The sequence below is a fragment of the Niabella sp. ZPM-14 genome (assembly GCF_055693045.2).
Genome location: NZ_CM181148.1, coordinates 301,966 through 323,459, shown reverse-complemented (window position 1 = coordinate 323,459; position 21,494 = coordinate 301,966). Strand labels below are relative to the sequence as shown.

The 21,494-nt window shown below is 47.2% G+C and carries 10 protein-coding genes; 8 read left to right on the top strand and 2 right to left on the bottom strand.

The window, feature by feature from the left end; all coding sequences use genetic code 11:
- Positions 1–17: 17 nt before the first annotated feature.
- From ACU37H_RS01255 to ACU37H_RS01220, 8 genes are all read left to right on the top strand, one after another.
- Positions 18–1,139, top strand: coding sequence for a Gfo/Idh/MocA family protein (locus tag ACU37H_RS01255; protein WP_472702542.1), 1,122 nt, complete (start codon positions 18–20; stop codon positions 1,137–1,139).
- 8 nt (positions 1,140–1,147) lie between these two features.
- Complete coding sequence (locus ACU37H_RS01250) at positions 1,148–2,722, top strand: sodium:solute symporter family transporter (RefSeq protein WP_472702541.1); 1,575 nt, start codon at positions 1,148–1,150, stop codon at positions 2,720–2,722.
- A 140-nt stretch (positions 2,723–2,862) separates the two neighbouring features.
- The gene (locus ACU37H_RS01245; protein ID WP_472702540.1) at positions 2,863–4,983 is read left to right on the top strand and encodes an alpha-L-rhamnosidase-related protein; all 2,121 of its coding nucleotides are present in this window, start codon (positions 2,863–2,865) and stop codon (positions 4,981–4,983) included.
- 200 nt (positions 4,984–5,183) lie between these two features.
- Entirely contained in the window at positions 5,184–7,196 is a 2,013-nt protein-coding gene (locus ACU37H_RS01240) for an aceric acid hydrolase (protein WP_472702539.1), read from the top strand.
- A 56-nt stretch (positions 7,197–7,252) separates the two neighbouring features.
- A complete protein-coding gene (locus tag ACU37H_RS01235; RefSeq protein WP_472702538.1) occupies positions 7,253–8,326 on the top strand; it encodes a mandelate racemase/muconate lactonizing enzyme family protein in 1,074 nt (357 codons plus the stop codon).
- Complete coding sequence (locus tag ACU37H_RS01230) at positions 8,323–11,562, top strand: glycoside hydrolase family 2 TIM barrel-domain containing protein (RefSeq protein ID WP_472702537.1); 3,240 nt, start codon at positions 8,323–8,325, stop codon at positions 11,560–11,562. Before ACU37H_RS01235 ends, ACU37H_RS01230 begins: the two co-directional genes overlap by 4 nt.
- 9 nt (positions 11,563–11,571) lie before the next feature.
- Entirely contained in the window at positions 11,572–14,994 is a 3,423-nt protein-coding gene (locus ACU37H_RS01225) for a glycosyl hydrolase (protein WP_472702536.1), read from the top strand.
- A gap of 235 nt (positions 14,995–15,229) precedes the next feature.
- Entirely contained in the window at positions 15,230–17,590 is a 2,361-nt protein-coding gene (locus ACU37H_RS01220) for a TonB-dependent receptor (RefSeq protein ID WP_472702535.1), read from the top strand.
- 45 nt (positions 17,591–17,635) lie between these two features.
- Here ACU37H_RS01220 and ACU37H_RS01215 read toward each other — a convergent pair whose 3' ends face one another.
- Both ACU37H_RS01215 and ACU37H_RS01210 read right to left on the bottom strand, forming a co-directional pair.
- Complete coding sequence (locus ACU37H_RS01215) at positions 17,636–18,610, bottom strand: DUF6624 domain-containing protein (RefSeq protein WP_472702534.1); 975 nt, start codon at positions 18,608–18,610, stop codon at positions 17,636–17,638.
- A gap of 477 nt (positions 18,611–19,087) precedes the next feature.
- The gene (locus ACU37H_RS01210; protein WP_472702533.1) at positions 19,088–21,418 is read right to left on the bottom strand and encodes a DUF5703 domain-containing protein; all 2,331 of its coding nucleotides are present in this window, start codon (positions 21,416–21,418) and stop codon (positions 19,088–19,090) included.
- Positions 21,419–21,494: the final 76 nt, after the last annotated feature.

Genomic DNA, 21,494 nt, shown 5'->3' with positions numbered 1-21,494 from the left:
ATTATCAAAATCGGTATATGAATTATTATAAAGAAATACAGGGCGACAGGCCCGCGCTGGTCATCGGCATTCTCGGTCTCGGCGAGGGAAGAAGCACGATCAGTGCTGCGTTGGAGAGCAAGAAGGTGGCTTTAAAAACACTTTGCGATGTTAATGAGAAGACCTGTCAACAGCGTTGCAGGGAATTTGACTTTGATTCGTACACAACAAGGTATGAAGGCATGCTGGAAGATGACGACATTGATATCATTGCTATTTATACCCCGGATCATCTTCACGCAAAACATATTACACAGGCATTGGAGCATGGTAAGCATGTGATCTGCACCAAGCCTTTTATCGATGACCTGAAGGAGGCAAAGGCTTTGCTCGAGCTGCAGGCAAAGAGCGGCAAAAATGTTTTCGTCGGACAAAGCTCCCGGTTCTTTGAGCCGGCCAAAAGGCAACGCAAAGATTTCGAGGCGGGCGCGATCGGAGAGCTGATTACGGTTGAAAGTCACTACCATGCGGACCACCGCTGGTTCCTGGAAAAAAAGTGGGCGCTTGAAGATTCGTTCAAATGGTTATACGGCGGCCTTAGCCATCCTGTCGATTTTATCAGGTGGTACCTGCCGGATATTGAAGAAGTTATGGGCTATGGAATGATCAGTGCCAATGGTAAAAACGCGGGTTTGAAAAATGAGGACACAATGCATTTCATTTTTAAAGCCAAAGACGGGCGTATCGCTCGCGTAAGCGGCGTGTACACTTCTCCGATTCAACCTGCTGCGCGCGAAAGCGGTATGAGTACGGTATTGCGGGGGACGGAAGGGGCCAGCCAGGCTGATTATCATGAGCTGCGTTATGCTATTACCGATAAAACCGGCGAGGAAAAAGTGATCACCTGGGGAGATAGCACATTAAAATATTATTTCCGTTTTGAAGGGCAAAGCCATCACGCCGGTGAATATCAGAATTACCTGGAATACTTCGTGGACTCCATCCGGGAAGGCTTCACTGCTTATCCTGATATGAAAGAAGGAATCGGCACGGTGGCCCTATTGCAGGCCATGGATGAAAGTTTAAAAATGGGGAAGCCTGTACGGCCCGATGAATTATTGGAGCGCTACGGATTAGAGGTCTCACATTCTAAACACTAAAATAAAAGGTGAACAACATTTTACAAAAGCTCGAAACCATTGACTATATAATAGTCGCCGCTTATCTTTTAATCCTTTTATATATTGGATACAAAGCCAGCTTTGGAAGCAAGAAGAAAGAAGAGACCTTGTTTCTGGCGGGTAAGTCGCTCAGTTGGTATAGCATTGGTTTTAATATGTGGGGTACTAACGTTGGTCCGTCCATGCTGTTAGCATTTGCCAGTATCGGCTACTCTACGGGCATCGTAGCAGGCAACTTCGAATGGTATGCTTTTGTATTTCTCTTTTTGCTGGCTATGATCTTTGCGCCTCGTTATCTCGCCAGTAAGGCCACGACCATGCCGGAGTTTATGGGACAACGCTATGGAGACGGCACCAGGAATATTTTAGCCTGGTACGCACTGATCAAAATCCTGATCTCCTGGCTTTCGCTGGGATTGTTTGCGGGTGGCTTCCTCGTAAGGCAGATATTAGGCATCCCTATGTGGCAGTCGGTGATCGTGCTCGTATTATTCGCGGGATTATTTGCCTTTGCAGGCGGATTAAAAGCGATTGCCCGCGTGAATGTATTTCAAATGATCCTTCTCATTATTGTGTCCTTCATGCTGTGCATTTTAGGATTAAATAAAGTAGGCGGTTTCAGTGCATTATACAACAACACACCGCGAGAATACTGGAGTCTCGTGCGACCCGCTTCCGACGCCAGCTATCCCTGGCCTGCCATATTGTTGGGCTATCCTGTTTCCGCCATTGCATTTTTTTGTACCGATCAGGCCATGGTTCAGTCAGTGCTGGGCGCACGCAACCTGGAGCAGGGACAGCTCGGCGTTAGTTTTATCGGCTGGTTAAAGATATTGTCGCTGCCGCTGTTTATTATACCGGGGATCGTTTGTTTTCAATTATTTCCCAACCTTAATTCTCCGGACGAAGCTTATATGACCCTGGTGACGAATTTATTTCCGGCAGGATTGAACGGGCTGGTGATTGTAGTATTGATCGCTGTGCTGGTCGGAACCATCGGTTCCTCTCTGAATGCTTTAAGCACCGTTTTTACAACGGACATCTATGTGAAGAAATTCAACCCCAATGCTACGAATCAGCAGATCGTAAAGATGGGAAGGATCACGGTGATCGCCGGTTGTTTCTTTGCGATACTGATGGCGCTGGCCATCGACAGTATTAAAGGCCTGAATTTGTTTGACGTGTTCCAGGCGGTATTAGGATTTATTGCGCCTTCCTTAGCCGTAGTGTTTTTGCTGGCGGTGTTCTGGAAGCGCACCACGCGGCGCGCGGTGAACTTTACCTTGTCCTGGGGTTCAGTGATCAGCCTGGGCATCGGCGTATTATATCTATGGGTGTTTCCCGCGGAAGGGTACAGTTTCTGGCCCCATTACCTGTTATTATCGTTTTACATATTCGTCCTTTTAATGGTACTGGCCGTCCTTATCTCGCTCGCGGATACAAACGGGGTGCGTGGCGTGGGTATCAGCTACCGCGAACTTCCCCGGCCAACGCGGACGGTAAAGATCGTTTGGGGACTATTAATTATGGTCATGATCACTTTGTATTTAATATTTCATTAACTCAATATATGGAAAGAATTATGTTCCCGGCTTCAGTGCAGATGGCGTCTTCCTTGCGTCGCACTCTTGTACGACTCAATATAGATCGTCAGTTAACATGTCGTAATCAGATTAGATTCTTTTTTCTGCTTAGTCTATTTATGTCTTTGTGGCAAACCGGCTTCGCACAAACCTGGATCTGGTATCCCGGAGATTATGAAATATGGTTGTCCAATCAAATGCAAAATCGCCGGACCGAGCGGGGTACCTTCTTCCCGGCTTTCTGGAAGATCGATAATCATTATCCCCTGATCGATTTTCATAAAGTCTTTGATCTGGCACAACCGGAGGAAGTTAATATTTATGTTGACGGTCAGTACAATGTTAAGCTCGATGGAAAAGCCTTTGAAGGTGCGCCAAAAAAAATCACAGTACCGGCAGGCAAACATAAGATCAATATCAAAGTGTTCAATCAGCAACAGGTGCCGGCCATCTTTGTGCAGGGCAATAAAGTAGTCAGCGACAGCAGTTGGCTCGTTACATTCGAAGATAAAGAATGGATCGATGAGACCGGGAAAACATCAGATGTATCGACGACGAAATGGATGAATGCCGGCTTTTGGAATTTTGATAACCCCGATCAGTTACCGGCTGATTTTATGCTTCCGACAAAACCGATGGAAGCTGTTGCTGTGAACAAGGAAAAGAATAGTACGGTGGTGGATTTTGGAAAGGAAACTTTCGGCTATATCAGGTTGCATGGCATCAAAGGAAAAGGCAAGCTGGCCATTTATTACGGCGAAAGCCGCGAAGAAGCTATGGATACCGCGCATACCGAAACCTATGACAAGATCGATATCAACCAGCAGTCAGGCGACTATACCGTTGGTTTATCCAAGGCTTTTCGTTATGTCAATATTATAGCGGAACCTTCTGTTCGTTTCGGGAAAGTGTCCATGCTTTATGAGTATGCGGACTTGCAGGATAAAGGCTCTTTCAAATGTAATGATGAGGAAATCAATCGTATCTATGATGTGGCTAAATACACGTTTCATCTGAGCACTAAAGAGTTTTTCATCGACGGTATCAAGCGTGATCGCTGGATCTGGAGCGGGGATGCCTACCAAAGCTATCTCATGAATTATTATCTGACCAATGATAACGCTACAGTGAAGCGCACAACGCTGGCGTTGCGGGGAAAAGATCCGGTCACCAGTCATATCAATACCATTATGGACTACACGTTATACTGGTTCCTGGGTGTGTATGACTATTACCTCTACAGTGGTGATGCCGAATTTGTTCGAAGCAATTATGACCGCATGAAGTCATTGATGAATTATGTATTAGGACGTCGAAACAAAGACGGGTTGCTTGAAGGATTGCCAGGCGACTGGGTATTTATTGATTGGGCGGAAGGGCTGAGCAAGCAAGGTGCTGTAAGCTTTGAACAACTGTTGTTTGCCCGCAGCCTGGAAACTATGGCTTTGGTCGCTGACCTGGTGAATGAAAAAGAAGATGCAGGAATGTATAAAGGTCTGGCTGCTGATGTGAAGCAAAAGCTTTTTGATATCTATTGGAACGAGCAAAAACAGGCCATCGTACACAGTTATGTCAACGGCCAACCGACGGACCACGTAACCCGCTATGCAAACATGTTCGCCATATTCTTTGATTATCTGAATGATCAGCAGAAGCATGCCATTAAAAAATCTGTTTTGTTAAACGACAAGGTGCCGCCGATCACAACGCCTTATATGCGGTTCTATGAAATGGAGGCCATGTGCGCACTGGGCGAGCAGGACTATGTTACCAAAGAAATGAAATCGTATTGGGGTGGCATGTTAAAGCTGGGTGCGACTTCCTTTTGGGAAGAATACAATCCTAAAAAATCAGGTGCCGAACATTATGCGATGTACGGCAGAAAATATGGTAAGAGCCTTTGTCATGCCTGGGGTGCCAGTCCGTTGTACCTGTTAGGGAAATACTATCTGGGCGTGAAGCCGACCGGAGCAGGCTATAGCACTTACACTGTAGAGCCTGCTTTAGGCGGGTTAAAATGGATGGAAGGAAAAGTGCCCACACCGGCGGGAAATATTGAGTTGTATTGCAGCACTAATAACCTCAAAGTAACAGCACCGGCAGGTACCGGTACGCTCATTATCAAAAGCAAAAAGAAGCCTGTTTCTAATGAAGGCAGCTTCAGAAGCAAGGGTAACGGGGTGTATGAGCTGACGATTGAAAAGAATAAGCAATACAATATCAGCTACCAGGCGATGTGAGAGATTCCCGTCTGACCGCCACAAGAAGGAATGACGGGCGATTCTGGTCTGACCGTCCCGGTCTGACCAGAATCGAAGAGAAAGCAAAAAATTTCACATTTTAAGAAAATGACAACTTCTTTCAAGATAACGCAAGACCAGATATCCCGATGAACAAATTACAATAGCCAGATGCTTCGCATCCGCTACAAAAATTGAATATGAAAAATCTAGTTTTAATAACCGTGGCCGCCCTTTGCAGCATATCTGCAACAGCACAAACCGGGCTGGTCAATACCTCCCGAAGTAAATTTGCGAAGCTGTCAAGCGTTGGTTTGGGCGACGTGCAATGGACGGATGGCTTTTGGGCAGAGCGCTTTGACGTCTGCAAAAAGGCGATGGTGCCTGTCCTTTGGCGCACGTACACCAGCGATACGATCTGTTATTCGTTTCAGAACTTCAAGGTTGCTGCCGGATTACAGGAAGGCAGGTTTCGCGGCCCGTCTTTCCACGACGGGGATTTTTATAAAACACTCGAAGCGGTTGCTTCTTTGTATGCTTCCACCAAAGATCCGCAGCTCAATCAATGGATGGAGGAAGCTGTTGGTGTTATCGGGAAAGCACAAAGAGCCGACGGCTATATGTACACCAAAAACCTCATCGAGCAGAAAAAAACAGGTGAGCAAAAGATGTTTGATGACAAGCTGAGCTTTGAAGCGTATAATTTCGGGCACCTGATGACCGCGGCCTGTGTGCATTACAGGGCTACCGGCAAAACCGATTTGCTCGAGATCGCTAAGAAGGCGTCCGACTTTTTGATCAGCTTTTACCAAAAAGCGACACCCGAACAGGCCCGCAACGCCATCTGCCCCTCTCATTACATGGGGCTAGCCGAAATGTACCGTACTACTCAGGAAAAAAGATACCTCGACTTGCTAAATAAGCTGATCGACATCCGTGGAACGGTAGAAGGCACAGACGATAACAGTGACCGGGCGCCCTTTCGCGATATGAAAAGAATTGTAGGACATGCCGTGAGGGCGAATTATTTAATGGCCGGTGTAGCCGATCTCTATGCCGAAGATGGCGATCCAAGCCTGCTTCAGACCCTGGACACACTTTGGAACAATGTGGTGCATACCAAAATGTATGTAACCGGCGCCTGTGGCGCGTTGTATGATGGAGTATCTGTTGACGGAACTTCCTACACGCCCGATACGGTGCAGAAAGTCCATCAGTCCTACGGTCGCGATTACCAGCTGCCCAATTTCAGCGCGCATAATGAGACTTGTGCCAACATTGGAAATGTGCTCTGGAACTACCGCATGTTCTTACTAACCGGCGAAGGAAAGTATTTTGACATTGTTGAGCTGGCTTTGTATAACAGTGTATTGAGCGGCATCAGCATGGATGGTACCAAATTTTTCTACACCAACCCGCTGGCGCATACCGTTGACTATCCTTATCATCTGCGTTGGGAAGGAGGCCGCGTTCCCTACATCGGCAAGTCCAACTGCTGTCCGCCCAATGTAGTGCGCACGATCGCACAGGTCAATAATTATATGTACAGTGTGGCTGATGACGGCCTCTATGTAAACATGTATGGCGGCAATCATCTTCAAACCCAATTGAATGATGGCAGTACGATCGCGTTACAACAGGTAAGCAGTTATCCATGGGATGGCGCCGTGAATATCACGCTAACTGAGGCACCGTCTAAACCGTTGCCTATCCATTTGCGTATTCCGGGCTGGTGCAAAAAGGCGTCGGTCAAAGTGAATGGCAAATCCATCAACAGGTCCGTCACCGGCGGAAAATATATTGTCCTTGATCAAAAATGGAATAAGGGCGATCGAATCGAATTAGTGTTGGACATGCCGGCTACCTTGATAGAATCCAACCCGATGGTAGAGGAAACACGCAACCAGGTGGCCGTCAAACGGGGGCCTGTCGTGTATTGTATCGAATCGCCTGATCTGGCCACCAACAAAGTATTCGATGTAGCGATACCGTTTAATATTCAGTTAAAACCTGTGGCCACTCAAATAGCCAATGGTCATGTGATGGCGCTAACCGGCCAGGCAAAGCTCATTAACGATGGTGACTGGACGAACCAACTGTATAAAGAAGTGAGCCCGGCACAAAGATCTGTAAACATCAAACTGATCCCTTACTATGCGTGGGCCAACAGGGGAGAAACGGATATGACTGTCTGGATGCCCCTGGTCCGATAAATCAGCGGTTATTTACTTAATCCATCCGGAACAACATTTAACTATAAACGACATTGATGAATAGAATTAAACAATATTCCGTATTTACCGCGAAAGCGAAACTGGAAAAACCTATTGCCGATGCTACGCATACGCTCACAGAAATCTCTTTTATCATTCTGAGATTGCAGCTGGAAAGCGGCGTTGTCGGAGAATCATATTTACTAAGCTTTCAATATAGCCCCAAAGCCATAGCAGGTGCATTAAAGGATATTGCTGAAATGGCCATAGGAGCGGAGGTCTACGATACGGTAACCGTATTTAATAAGATCGATGCAGCGAACGAATACTTTGGTAAAGAAGGGATCAATCGCTGGGCGCAGTCTGCCGTCAACATCGCAATGTGGGACGCCTGGTCTAAAACGTTGGAGCAACCCGTCTGGAAAGTGTTAGGCGCGCATCATTTTAAAGTACCGGTTTACGGAAGCGGTGGCTGGTTGTCTTATACTACCGATGAACTCGTGGACGAGGTTACCAACTATAAGAAGCGCGGTTTCAGAGCGGTCAAGATCAAAGTGGGTAAGCCCGACTGGAAAGAAGATCTCGAGCGCTTAGCAAAAGTTCGCGAAGTAGTGGGCGATGACATTGGTATTATGATGGATGCCAACCAGGGCATGCAGGTGCCAGATGCGCTGGCATTGGCGCGGGCGGCCCGGACATTGAACATTCAATGGTTTGAAGAACCTATCGATCATACAGACTTCCAGGGGTACCAGTTGCTCAGGAACCAGGCAGGCATTTCACTGGCCATGGGAGAGCGGGAGTATTCAACACTGCCTTTGCGCGAGCTGATCAAATTAAACGCTATCGACATCTGGCAGCCGGATATCCTGCGTTTGGGCGGTGTGGAAGCCTGGAGAAACAGCGCGGCCCTGGCACAGGCGCATCAGATTCCCGTGTTGCCGCATTATTACAAAGATTACGATGTGCCGCTGTTATGTACCGTTTACAATGGTGCAGGTGCGGAGTCCTTCGATTGGATCGACCCGTTGATCGATCATCAACTCCATATAGATAATGGTTTTGCGGTTCCTCATGACCGGCATGGCTGGGGTTTTTCTTTTAAAGACGAGTTTTTGAAAGAAATATGATGAGGATAATAAGCACTATTATTTTAGCAATGGCTCATTGCTGCTGCATGGCGCAGCTGGTGGATAAGACACCTGCTGCCATTCCGCAGGCGCCTTCTGTTTATCGCGCCGAGCCTTATGAAGATCCTTTGGTTAGTGGTATCAACCGGGATCTGTCTCGCGCGACGGCTTATTCGTTTAGCAGCGTGCGCGATGCGCTGCAAGGTAACAGGGAAAAAAGTGGCAGGTACTTATCCTTAAATGGCCAATGGGATTTTAGTTTCGCCCTGAAACCAGCCGATGCGCCAAAGGATTTTTACCGGCAAAAAGTTTCCGGTTGGAAGAAGATCCCCGTGCCTTCCAGCTGGGAAATGGAAGGGTATGACAAACCCATCTATAAAAGTGCCGTGTACCCGTTCCGCCCCGTTAATCCGCCCTTCGTGCCAAAAGATTACAATGGTGTAGGATGTTATCAACGCTCTTTTACCATGCCGGCCGATTGGAAGGATAAGAATATCACTTTACATTTTGGAGGTGTGAGTTCGGCTTATAAGGTCTGGATCAACGGGCAGTTCCTCGGTTATGCAGAAGATAGTTTCCTGCCGTCGGAGTTCAACATCACGCCTTACTTAAAGGACGGTGAAAATATTATTTCGGTCTGGGTCATCCACTGGAGCGATGGTAGCTTTCTCGAAGATCAGGACCAGTGGCGCTTAAGCGGCATCCACCGCGAAGTGTATCTGATGGCCGAACCTAAACTGCGTATTGCGGATTTCTTCTACCAGGCAAAACTGGATCAAAATTATAAAGACGCGGTGCTTAGCATTCGCCCGAGACTGGAAAATCTCACCGGGGCAGAAGTGCCCGGCTTCGTGGTTAAGGCCGGTTTGTACGATGCAGAGAATCGGCCTGTATTCAAAAAGGACCTGGAGATCAGCGCAGATGCCATCATTAATGAGATTCATCCGCGTTTAGATCGGGTAAAGTTCGGGTTGTTAGAAACCACTGTTTTCGATCCGTTAAAATGGAGCACTGAAGATCCTAACTTATATACGTTGGTCATCAGCCTGGAAGACAGTACGGGTAAGGTATGGGAAGCTAAAAGTAGTAAGCTGGGTTTTAGAAGTATTGAATTCAGAACGACGGACAGCAAGCTACTGGTTAACGGGAAAGAAACTTATTTATACGGTGTCAACCGCCCGGACCATCATCCTACCAGGGGAAAAGCGTTGACAAGAGAAGATATTTTGCAGGATATCAAGACGATCAAACAATTCAATTTCAATACTGTGCGCCTGAGCCACTATCCGTCAGATCCTTATCTGCTGGACCTTTGCGATGAATACGGCATCATGGTGATCGATGAAGCCAATCATGAAACACATGGTTTAGGCGGAAAGCTCGATCATGATCCGCGCTGGACGGCGGCTTATATAGAGCGGGTGGCGCGCATGGCGTTGAGAGATAAGAATCACCCGTCCGTTATCATGTGGAGCCTGGGCAACGAAGCCGGCAGTGGCCCCAACCATGCGGCCATGGCGGGATGGATCAAAGACTTTGACATGACACGTCCCTTGCATTATGAACCGGCGATGGGCAGTCCTGAGGATTCCGGGTATATCAATCCTTCAGATCCGCGCTATCTCAAATCCAACGATCACTCACATCGCATTCAGAATCCCAGAGATCAATATTATATTGACGTGATCAGCCGGATGTATCCTGCGTTGTACACAGCGCCCTTACTGGTCAATCAGGACAACCGGGATCATCGTTCCATTTTCTTTTGTGAATATGCGCATGCGATGGGCAATAGCGCAGGCAATCTGAAAGAGTTCTGGGACCAGTGGCGTAGCCTGCCGCGGGTTATTGGTGGCTGCATCTGGGAATTCAAAGATCAGGGACTGGTTAAATATGATTCAGCCAGTGGCGTGCCTTATTATGCGTATGGCGGTGATTTTGGCGAACGTTATTATGACAACTTTACCATTAAAGGTATTGTAGCTGCTGACGGACGGCCTAAAGCAGCCATGTACGAATGCAAGCGGATCTTCCAGCCGCTGCAATCTGAATGGAGCGACAGCAGCCGGCGATTGATCAGGATCGTTAACCGAAGCCCTGTGATCAATGCCGATAAATATGTTGCATCAATTGCTATTCAGGAAGACGGGATGGTGATTTCAACCCATTCGCTAGGTGCTATCAATCTTGCAGCGGGCGATTCCACGGAACTGAACCTAACAAAATACCTGCCACGGCTTAAGCCGGGTAAAGAGTATCATGCTCAGATCCGTTTTACTACGCGGCACGATCAACCCTGGGCCAAGAAAGGTTTTATCGTTGCCAGCAACCAGTTTTCATTGTCACCGCTGGTGATTAAGGACCTGGTAAGATCCGCTATACCGTTTACCGATAACGGACAAGAGTTTGTTGTAAACACAAACGATATTTCCATTGCCGTTGATAAGTCAAACGGAGCTTTGGTCTCATATAAAAAAGGAAGTACAGAGCTGCTGAATCAACCTTTATTACCTCATTTTACAAGACCTCAGACGGACAACGACCGCAAAGGATGGAAGACCCATCGCGTATTAAAGCAATGGTATGAGCATACGCCGCAGCTCGAATCGGTAAAAGCAACATCTGTCAACGGTATGCCTGGTCTGCTCAGTGTTTATAAGCTGATCCATGACAGTGCCACTGTCCGCGTATGGTACACCGTAGATAAAGCCGGCGTCCTTAAAGTGAGTTACAGCTTGAACGCTGTACCTGGATTGCCGAACATTCCCAGGATCGGCATGCAAACCGGTGTCAATAAATCTTTTACAAACATTAACTATTTCGGACGCGGGCCATTAGAAAATTATATAGACCGCAATTACGCGTTTGATGCTGGTATTTATAAAGCTGATATTTATGATTTTATGGAGCCCTACGTTGTGCCGCAGGAGAACGGTAACCGGACGGACTTGCGCTGGTTCAGCCTGTCAAAGTCGGGCAGTAAGTCTGGCCTGATGATCATTGCCGATAGCCTGTTGAGCATGAGTGCCTGGCCCTACACGGAAAAAAATATCGCTGAAGCAAAGCATACGCATAAATTAAAACCTGCGGAGTCCATAACTTTGAACATTGATCTGGTTCAGATGGGTGTGGGCGGTAACGATAGCTGGAGCCCCGTTGCTGCACCCCTCGAGAAATACCAGCTCAGGCCGGGAACGTATACCTACCATTTTTACCTGAGGCCGGTTGAATTTTAAAAAAAGTGAATGAACTTGCGTTTGAAAATTTTATGGATTGCTGCGATATGTTTATCAATAAGTGGGATTGGTTTTGCACAGAAGGCCAGTCAGCCGGACCTCGGGGCGGTTTTTAAAAGCCCTCCTGAGTCTGCCAGACCCTGGGTGCTTTGGTATTGGATGCATGCTGCTGTGTCAAAAGAGGGAATTACGGCCGATCTTGAAGGCATGAAAAAGGTGGGGATTGCCGGGGCCTACCTGGTATGTATTTATGATACGGTGGCCAAAATCCCCTTTCATAAACCCGCAAGGCAATTAACGCCGGAGTGGTGGACGATGGTCAATCATGCGATGAAAGAATGCAAGCGGCTGGGTTTGGAGCTGGCGTTTCATATGAGTGATGGCTTTGCGTTGGCTGGTGGGCCGTGGATCAAACCGGAACAGTCCATGCAAAAGTTAGTGTGGACCAAGACCTATGTTAAAGCCGACAACGCCGACGATATCCAACTCGAGCAGCCGGAAACAAGAGAAAATTTTTATAAAGATGTAGCCGTATTTGCCTATCCGGCCAACTCCTCTAACGCTTTCAATGAAACGGTGCTTATCCCCGCTGTGACGACCAGCACCGGTGAAAAAGCGCAATATATTTCCTTCCGGGACGATAATTCCAAAACATTCAAAAGCGATGTGTCCTGCTGGATCCAATACAAGTATCCAAGGCCCTTTACCTTACGCTCGCTTACCATAAGAACCAATAGCAAAGTGTACCAGGCACAGCGGTTGATCGTTATGTCGAGTGACAATGGGATTGTGTTCGATACCATTACGAGGTTGCAGCCACCTCGTCATGGCTGGCAGGACACGGATGAAGATTATACCTTTTCCATTCCTGAGACCAAAGCAAAATATTTCCGTTTTGTTTATGATAAAGCCGGAACTGAAGCGGGATCAGAAGACCTCGATGGTGCAAAATGGAAACCATCGTTGAAAGTAAAAGGCATTTACCTGAGCGATGAACCGGTGATCAACCAGGTCGAAACGAAAAACGGGAGTATATGGCGGGTGGCGGAAAATACCACGACAGCCATGGTGGCAGACAGCAATGCTGTTCCGTTTAATAAGATCATCAACCTGACCTCTAAGATGGACAACAAAGGAAAGCTGCGCTGGAAGCCGGCTTCAGGCAATTGGGTGGTGGTAAGAATAGGGCACACGTCCACCGGCCATACCAATGCTACCGGCGGCGCTGCTAAAGGGTTGGAGTGTGACAAGTTCAGCCAGGAAGCCATCCGGCTGCAGTATGATAACTGGTTTGCCAAAGCCTTTGAAAAAACAGATCCGGGCCTGGCAAAGGAAGTGTTGAAGATATTTTATATTGACAGCTGGGAGGCAGGAAGCCAGAACTGGAGCGAAAAGTTTGCGTCGGAGTTTAAGAAAAGAAGGGGATATGACCTGATGCCTTATCTGTTGGTGATGACCGGTGTTCCGGTCAATGATGCGGCAACCTCCGAGAAGATCCTGCATGATGTACGCGAAACGATTGCAGAGCTGGTACACGACATTTTTTATGTGACACTTCGAAAGCTTGCAGATAAAAAGCAGCTAAAATTTACAGCGGAGAATGTGTCGCCCACCATGGTGAGCGACGGACTGCTGCATTTCAAATCGGTTGATTATCCCACCGGCGAATTCTGGCTGAATAGTCCCACGCATGATAAACCCAATGATATGTTCGACGCCATCAGTGCGGCACATATTTACGGGAAGAATATTGTCCAGGCTGAATCGTTTACTAGTTTAAAGATCAACTGGTCGGAGCATCCCGGCAATCTGAAAGCCATCGGCGACAGGAACTATGCTCTGGGCATCAATCGTACGATCTTCCATGTGAATACGCATAATCCCTGGGTCGATCGGAAACCGGGAATGACGTTGGGCAGCATCGGTTTATTTTACCAGCGGGATCAAATATGGTACGATCAAAGCCGCGCCTGGATCGATTATATCACCAGGGTTTCCGCCTTGTTGCAACAGGGAAAGCCGGTTGCCGACATAGCGGTCTTTATCGGCGAAGAAGTGCCGAGGCGCTCTGTTTTGCCTGACCGGTTGGTGCACACCCTGCCTGGTATATTCGGCGAAGAAAGGGTAACGGCGGAGCAGAAAAGAACCAACAATATGGGTCAACCTCAGCGTGTGATTCCGGAAGGCGTCACTCATTCCGCCAACATGGCTGACCCGGAAGACTGGACCGATGCGCTGAGAGGATATAAATACGACTGCTTTAATCCCGATGTGTTGCTGCAGGCCAGGGTGATCAACGGTAAAGTGCAGTTTCCTTCGGGGGCTTCCTATTCTATTCTTGTATTCCCCCGTAAGTTGCTCATGAATCCTAATTCCGGGTTAATGTCTGTCGAAGTGGCCAGGAAGATCCTGCAATTGAAAAATGAGGGCGCTATTATTTTAATAGACAAACGACCGATCAGACCCATCGGCTTTAAAGAAAAGAATATTGAGCTGCAAAAAATATGGAGCGGGCTGTTCGCTTCAACAGGGAAGGGGCGCATCATCGAAACGCCTTACCAGGAAGCTACCTTTGAAAAGCTGGGTGTGCCCAGAGATCTGGACGCTACCGCAAATGCACGGGCCATTGCATGGACGCATCGTAAGGTAGACAGCTCTGATATTTACTTTATATCTAACCCGGATCATGTAAAACGGGAGCTGGATCTGTCTTTTCGCGTCTCGGGCTATCATCCGGAGCTGTTTGATCCTGTCACCGGAAATATTTCGGCTATCGACAATTGGGAGATAAAGAACGGACGCACTTACCTGAAACTAACGATGTATGGCAATGGATCGGCATTCGTGGTATTCCGCAACAAAGCAGTGACCCAAGTCAATGGTTCCGATTACCCGGTGACCAGCAGCAAGAAAACCACTGTTCGTGTGAACGTGGCCGGGTCAAAAGCGTTTGCATCTGCAACCATTAATAATAACTGGATGGTGCAATTTGATACCGCTTTCGGTGGCCCGTCAGCGCCAGTCCCGTTTCCGGCTTTAACGTCTTGGAGCGAACACAGCGAGAACGCGATCAAATATTATTCAGGAACGGTAATATACACCAATCAGTTTTCCATTGAACAAATCGTTCCCGACAAGCCCGTATTCCTTTCGGTGGATAGCATCTTCAATATGGCTACGGTGACGATCAATGGTGTGGATTGTGGTACGCTATGGACACCACCGTATCAACTCGATATTTCAACGGCAGTAAAACCGGGTAATAACAAAATTGAAATACAAGTAAGCAACACCTGGGCCAATCGCCTCATCGGTGATCAAAAGCTGCCCGAAGACAAACGCATCACCTGGACGACTGCGCCGCTGAATATCCTGGAGGGTAAGCCTTTGTTGAAAGCGGGTTTGGTGGGAGACGTGAAAGTTTGGCAATAATGATTATGAATAGTAGGTGGTGAATTGCGAATGATGAGTAATGCATTATGAGGGAAGTGTAATATTATCAGGCAGATAACACAATTATTACTCATTTTTGGCGTCTAACACGAATATGGTCTAGACGGTCTCCGTCTGGCCAATTAAAGCGAACAAGGTCTGACGGTCTCTGTCCGACCGATAGATGAGAGGGTCTTCACCTGACCAGCGAACCACCTAAAAACAGAAGTGATTAATGATATTCAGATTACCGGCCATTGTTACCTTTTTATTAATTTCAGTAATTAGTAATGCACAAACCACCGTCACCGGCGAAGTATGGGGCGGCGATAATGCACAACCTTTGAACAGCGCCGTGGTTGAAGTACGGGACAACATCTCTCAAAATGTACTGCAACGCTTGAATACTGATTCCCTGGGCCGGTTTGATGTACAGGTGGCTGGTGATAATCTCATCATTGAGATCAGCTTTGTAGGTTATAAATCGAAAACTTTTAAAAAGCCCAAAGTAACTGACCAGCGTGTTGCGCTTGGTAAAATATTGTTAGCTAAAGCTGATGTAACACTCGAAGAAGTGATCGTCAGGGCGGAAAAGTCTTCAACTGAATTCAAATTAGACAAACGCGTTTTCAATGTGGGGCAGGATTTGAGCTCCACGGGCATGAGCGCCTTGCAGGTGCTGAACAATGTGCCTTCCGTAATGGTAAACATCGACGGACAGATCAGCCTGCGCGGTAATTCGGGCGTGCAAATACTGATCAACGGAAAGCCTTCTGTTTTGGCAGACGAGAGCAGCAATGCACTGGGTACCATTACCGCAGATATGATCGAACGCATCGAAGTGATCACGAACCCATCTGCAAAATACGAAGCAGAGGGTACCGCCGGTATCCTAAACATTATCCTGAAAAAAGAACAAAGCAAGGATCTGAACGGCTCCATCTCAGTAAATACGGGTATTCCGGACAATCACAGCATCGGTGTCAGTATGAACCGGCGCACCAATAAATTTAACCTGTTTACGCAATTGGGCTTGGGCAGGCGTTCTTTGCCCCGGTACGATTCAGGGATCAACCGGGATCGCGAAAATAATTCTGAGATCCTTACAGATGGAGTGAATTATCGCAACGAAAAGTTTTACAACATCACACTGGGAACCGATTATCATATCAATGAACTGAATGTACTGACGCTCTCTGGTAATTTCGCTTACGAAGTAGAAGACCAGCCTTCCGAAACCAACTATAGTTTCTATCGCAATGATACACTGATCTCTCAATGGAAAAGAACCGAGATCACCGAGGCCACGAATCCAAAGTGGCAGTACGAATTGAATTACGAACGTCAGTTTAAAGACAACGAAAAGCACACGCTTCTGGCTAGCGCGATCGGTAGCTTTTTTGGTAAGGACCAATCGTCTGTCTTCAGGAATGTGGCTACCTTAGGCACAATCGATGAAAGCGATCAGCAGGCGGAAACAGATTTCAAAGAGGCGAACTATACTTTTAAATTAGATTATACCCAACCGTTCGACGACCGTTTTACCCTGGAGACCGGCGCACAATACCTGATGAATGAAGTCGGCAACGATTACGCTATTAGTGATTTGGCAGACGGGCAATGGGTGGTGAACCCGGCGCTGACCAACAACTTCCGTTTTGATCAGAAAGTATTGGGCGTATATGGTACGGGAAGCTATGAAGGCGATCATTGGGGCATAAAGGCCGGATTGCGGGTCGAGAACACGGGCCTGGCCACACTTTTGGAAACCACCAATTTGAGCAACAATCGTAATTATACGAACCTGTTTCCCTCTCTGCATACATCATATAAGATTAGCCGCGACGCGTCGCTTCAATTGGGATATTCCCGCCGGATCTACCGTCCCCGCTTGTGGGAGCTGAACCCTTTTTTGAGCCTGAGGGATAATTATAACATCTCAACAGGAAACCCTGACCTGGATCCGGAGTACAGCGATTCTTATGAACTGACCGGTATTTTCAAAATCGCAAAGGCTACTTTAAATTCGAGTATTTATCACAGGTACACCACTTCTGTAATTGAAGATGTGTCCACCTTTGAAAACAACGTCAATACGAATAAGCCTTACAATATCGGTACAAGAGCTTCTACGGGAATCGAGCTCAACGGTAAATACGATCCCATCCGCTGGTTGTCCTTCAACGGCGATTTTAATTTTAATTTCTTTAAAAGGAAAGGTGTGTTCCAGGATAGGAACTTTGACTTCAATGGTAATCAATGGTCGGGCAGGTTGACATCAAAGATCGAGTTGCCGGCAGATTTTGACCTGGAGCTAAATGGTAATTACCAATCTGGTTTTGAGTCGGTAAACGCCGTCAATTCAGGCTTTGCCTACATGGATGCGGGCCTCAGGAAGAAGCTGTTCAAAGGCAAACTGGTGGCGAATGTTTCTGTCAACGATCTGTTTGCGTCCCGCATATCAGAGTCTGTAACCGACCGACAAAATTTTTATCTCTACAATCGAGGTTACAGGGGGCGCTTCATCACCTTTGGTCTGAGCTTTGGCTTCGGCAAAGGCGAGGCGATGACCTACTCCGGCGGCAGAAGGAGGTAGGCATCGAAGCAACACTTAATAAGTAAAGGATGTCAAGCCAAGTGCTTACCTCATTGAATCTTTTTCTTCGGACACTTCTTTCGGCGGAGTATATTGCAAGCCAAATCGCTTCGCGTAGTCTTCGATCGGTTCTAATCCAACGGCTGCCCGCCGTTTGTTGACATTTGCTTCATCTTCAATAGGAAAAAACTCACTCTTACCTGTAGATGAGTTGTTTTGCAACTGGCTACCGTAAATTTGTTTTTTCCCTTGCTTGGTTAATATTCTATCTTCCAACAAGGCCAGGTCTTTGGAGCGCGCTTTTCCATTTTTAACCGCCTTTCTAAGGTGGGGCAGATAGGTGACTTGCGTCAATGAATCTGCATGCTGAATGACCAGGAAGATGGTTAATGCACCCTGCTCGCCCACCACATCCGGGCCCGGCCAGCCATACTTGTCGATAATCTGTGTTACACGGACCGTATTCACTGAATCCTGGAAATTTATTTTCCTCCACAGAGAGTCCATCGCTTTTGATTCCCACCCAAATTTTTTTTCTACCTCATGTATATTTCTCCTGTCAGTCTGATCTTCACGAAATACTGTGTCAAGCAGGGCGACCAACGGCTTGTTAAGCATGGCCTCTGCCTTTACCTGATTCGCTTGAACAGCCTGGACCACCGGTGACCAGCGCTTGTCATCATGAAGTGTATTTAAATCCGGATCTGATGAAAGGTGTGCTACATTGTGATAGTTGTCACGCTCAATCGTCTTTTGTAAATAATCAAAGGCTTTGTCGTTATTGCCCGCCAATGCCCAAGAACAGGCGGCGTTATACCTGTCTGCTTCCAATCCTCTTCCGCCGAACTGATGAAACAGCGTGTCGTATGAGAGGCCGGATTGCAGGTATTTCCTTTGCTCGTATAAACTGAAAGACTCCTTTGATCGCGCCATATAATGCTCATCAGGAATAAATGGCTTTTGCGCCAAACAAGCACATGCCAAAAAATGTAGCGTAAAAAAATAAAGCAGTTGTATCATAGGTATTAAAGATAATTAAAAACTAAAAGTTAATTGGCTGCTTTTGGACTGGGTGTATCACATTTTTATCCTGGTCGTTGTTTCAACTTTTTTCATGCTGCGAAAGGGGTGGAGCCGGATCGTGTGTGCCCATAAGAGCGATATTTCATGCCGGTCTTTATGGCTTCAGCAGCCCCGCACTCATTCCTGGCGCTGGTAGCGCTTTCTGATCCGATGATTGAATTGGTGCTTGCGTACAGAAACGGTCAGACGGAGACCGTCAGACCGGGTTAGCTGGGATTTCTTCCCGTCCGTCCCGGCACGGGCGGGCGCTTCGGTTCGATTTGAATGAGGATATTATTTTGAAATGTTCTGATGAAAAATATTCAAAAGGTTCAACAACTTCCTGCTCTGCCTGCTTTTAGAATACGTACAGCGCATATTATTAAGAAAAGATATTATGCGTAAGCTGTCTCCTAAACGCTTGCTTTTTTCGTATTACCCGGGCCGGTTATCAGACCATAACACCACAACATCTTTCCTCCTGCTTTCCGGCAATACTTTTAAAGATGTTATCTCGCCGCCTTTCAACTCCACCTCAACAGTAGTCTGTTGGGGTGCATGCAGCTTAAAATGCACATTCCACTCTTTGGGCCAGGCCGGAAACAAATAGATCTTATCCTCAACGGTCTGCATCAGCATTTCCTGCAAACCGATCATGCCGCTGCCACCCCAGTTGTGGTCGGGAACCCAGTCAAAGCCCGGCCCCCAGAAGGCGGGAAAACGACGGCCGCTATTTTGTAGTTTGAATAATGTCAATCTTTTTGCTTCGGCTGTCAGCCCAAGCCGGGCAGCAAAGATGGCATCCTGTTTCCAGCCTACATGACTTCTGAATTTTAAAGCAAACGTGTCTTTCCAATAAGTGTTGCGCGCCGTGTCAAGGCCCGGCTTTCCGATACCAAACAGCCCCCAGGGGTAAACGGGATAAAGCTGCGGCGTCTCCACATTATTAACGCGGCTCCAGACAATAGCAGGGGCAATGGTGGTCTTCCCCTGATAATTCATTAAAGGGATAGGAGGGATGCGTTTTAAAAATCCTTCAAAATAGGCTCTCTCGGTCTTGTCTAATTGAGTATCCGGTAATTGCAACAGCGCCGTTGTCACTGTTTCTAATGCCGCGATGGTCGAACTGGCATTATAAGCCATCTTAAAAGTTTCGGCTCCGGAGCCAGGATACAAGACCAGGTGCCCATTTCCGTCCAGGGCTTTACTGCCGCGCTGTTTCGCCAGGTACTGATAATGTTCATCAAAGAAGATCAGGGACTTTTTAATCAGGGGTAAATAAACACTGATGTCTTTTCGTGCGTAAGATTGAGATTGAAGGATCATCAGACAAAATTCCAGCACAGTATCCCACTCGTACTCAAGCCAGGCGTTATACTCCATGCCCGGATCGAAGCTTGCCGGCCGCTTCCAGGAATATTCCGTTGGATTTGGCAATCCGAAATTTTCTATCTGTTCATTGAAATTGGCACCGTCATGTCCCCAGTAGATCTTCGAGCGTAATAACGCCGTTTCCTGGATCCGGTTGTAAAAATCAAACTGGGGCTTCATCATGTCTGAATCCCCGCTTTTGAGCATCGGCCAATATACGAGCCGTTGATTTTGCGCAGTGAAAGTACCGCCGCCCCAATTGCGGTGATCAGGAGTGCCTTTGATCGAGCTATCAGTAATTACCGGATCCACTGTAAATAAGCCTCCGTTGAATTTTGTGGGATATTCACCATAGGCATTGCACCCGAGCATATACCGGAACAGCTGGTAGTTGCGGCCTGCCTGCCAGGCAGTGTCTTTGCTGGCCTCACCTGTGGCTGGGGATGTACCGGCGTTTATAAAGACAAAGCTCCGCTTCCAATAATTGTTCCACCAGTTGACGGTCTTTTCATGTGCAGCCTTATGACCCTTTGTTAATTTACTCAACTGATCTTTCCATGCCCTGATATTGTTAGTTTGTCCATGGTGCAGGTAAATGCTCAGCGAATGTTTTTTAGCGGCCCGTTTGCTGACGAGGCTCCAGCCTTTATAAGACGTATTGAGATAGGTGCCACTGGTCGTATCGCCTCTGACAAAATCGGCTCCCCGCATTATTCCGCCACTGGTCAGGTTTTGAAGCGGGTTAAATAACCGCCGCTTCACGGAGTCCAATCCTTGCTGCTTCACTGTAGCATCAAATACCGTCGGATCATTGTTCCGGTGATAAAACACTATATCATTCCGATCAAAGCCTACTACATCGGGCCGCGTATAAATGGGAACGTGCGATGCCCATTTCCAGGAGTTGGCATTGTTTTCCTTGCCTCTCTGCAAACGATCGTTCAATCGCCAGTTCTCATACACTGCTTCCGCGTGGATTGATTTCTTTCCTGAAATATCAATATGGATCACCGGCTGAAAAACATCTACCCAAACGTTGATAGCCACATTGGAAGCTTTAAGTTGAACGTACCCATCTTTCAAAATAAGTTCCTGTTTAAAAGAAGCATTGTTAAAAGGATTGGGATACAGTTTCAGCCTGACCCGCCCACTTTTTAAGAAGGCATTATTTTCGTCAAAGCTGCCACTCTGGGAGAAATACAGCAGCAGTTCATTGTTTTCAACCCATACATTACATCCAATATCGCCGCCGCCCACCGGCATGGATTCACCGGCGTGCGTGCTCTGGCTGTTCCATATCACGTTATACGTGTCGAGCTTCCTGTCCTGCGCCGATGCAACAAGAGAGCTGGTCGATAAAAATAGTAGGAGTATATATTCAACAGCCTGTTTCATAATTCACGCATAATGGTAAAGAATAAAAACGCTCGATAACCCATCATCATTTTAAGACGCCCGCCCATTGCTTGTT

What these genes read in the sequence shown, in the direction of transcription:
- ACU37H_RS01210 (WP_472702533.1), bottom strand. Translation starts at nt 21,418, where the DNA reads ATGAAACAGGCTGTTGAATATATACTCCTACTATTTTTATCGACCAGC.
- ACU37H_RS01240 (WP_472702539.1), top strand. Translation starts at nt 5,184, where the DNA reads ATGAAAAATCTAGTTTTAATAACCGTGGCCGCCCTTTGCAGCATATCT.
- ACU37H_RS01225 (WP_472702536.1), top strand. Translation starts at nt 11,572, where the DNA reads ATGAACTTGCGTTTGAAAATTTTATGGATTGCTGCGATATGTTTATCA.
- ACU37H_RS01230 (WP_472702537.1), top strand. Translation starts at nt 8,323, where the DNA reads ATGATGAGGATAATAAGCACTATTATTTTAGCAATGGCTCATTGCTGC.
- ACU37H_RS01220 (WP_472702535.1), top strand. Translation starts at nt 15,230, where the DNA reads ATGATATTCAGATTACCGGCCATTGTTACCTTTTTATTAATTTCAGTA.
- ACU37H_RS01235 (WP_472702538.1), top strand. Translation starts at nt 7,253, where the DNA reads ATGAATAGAATTAAACAATATTCCGTATTTACCGCGAAAGCGAAACTG.
- ACU37H_RS01245 (WP_472702540.1), top strand. Translation starts at nt 2,863, where the DNA reads ATGTCTTTGTGGCAAACCGGCTTCGCACAAACCTGGATCTGGTATCCC.
- ACU37H_RS01255 (WP_472702542.1), top strand. Translation starts at nt 18, where the DNA reads ATGAATTATTATAAAGAAATACAGGGCGACAGGCCCGCGCTGGTCATC.
- ACU37H_RS01215 (WP_472702534.1), bottom strand. Translation starts at nt 18,610, where the DNA reads ATGATACAACTGCTTTATTTTTTTACGCTACATTTTTTGGCATGTGCT.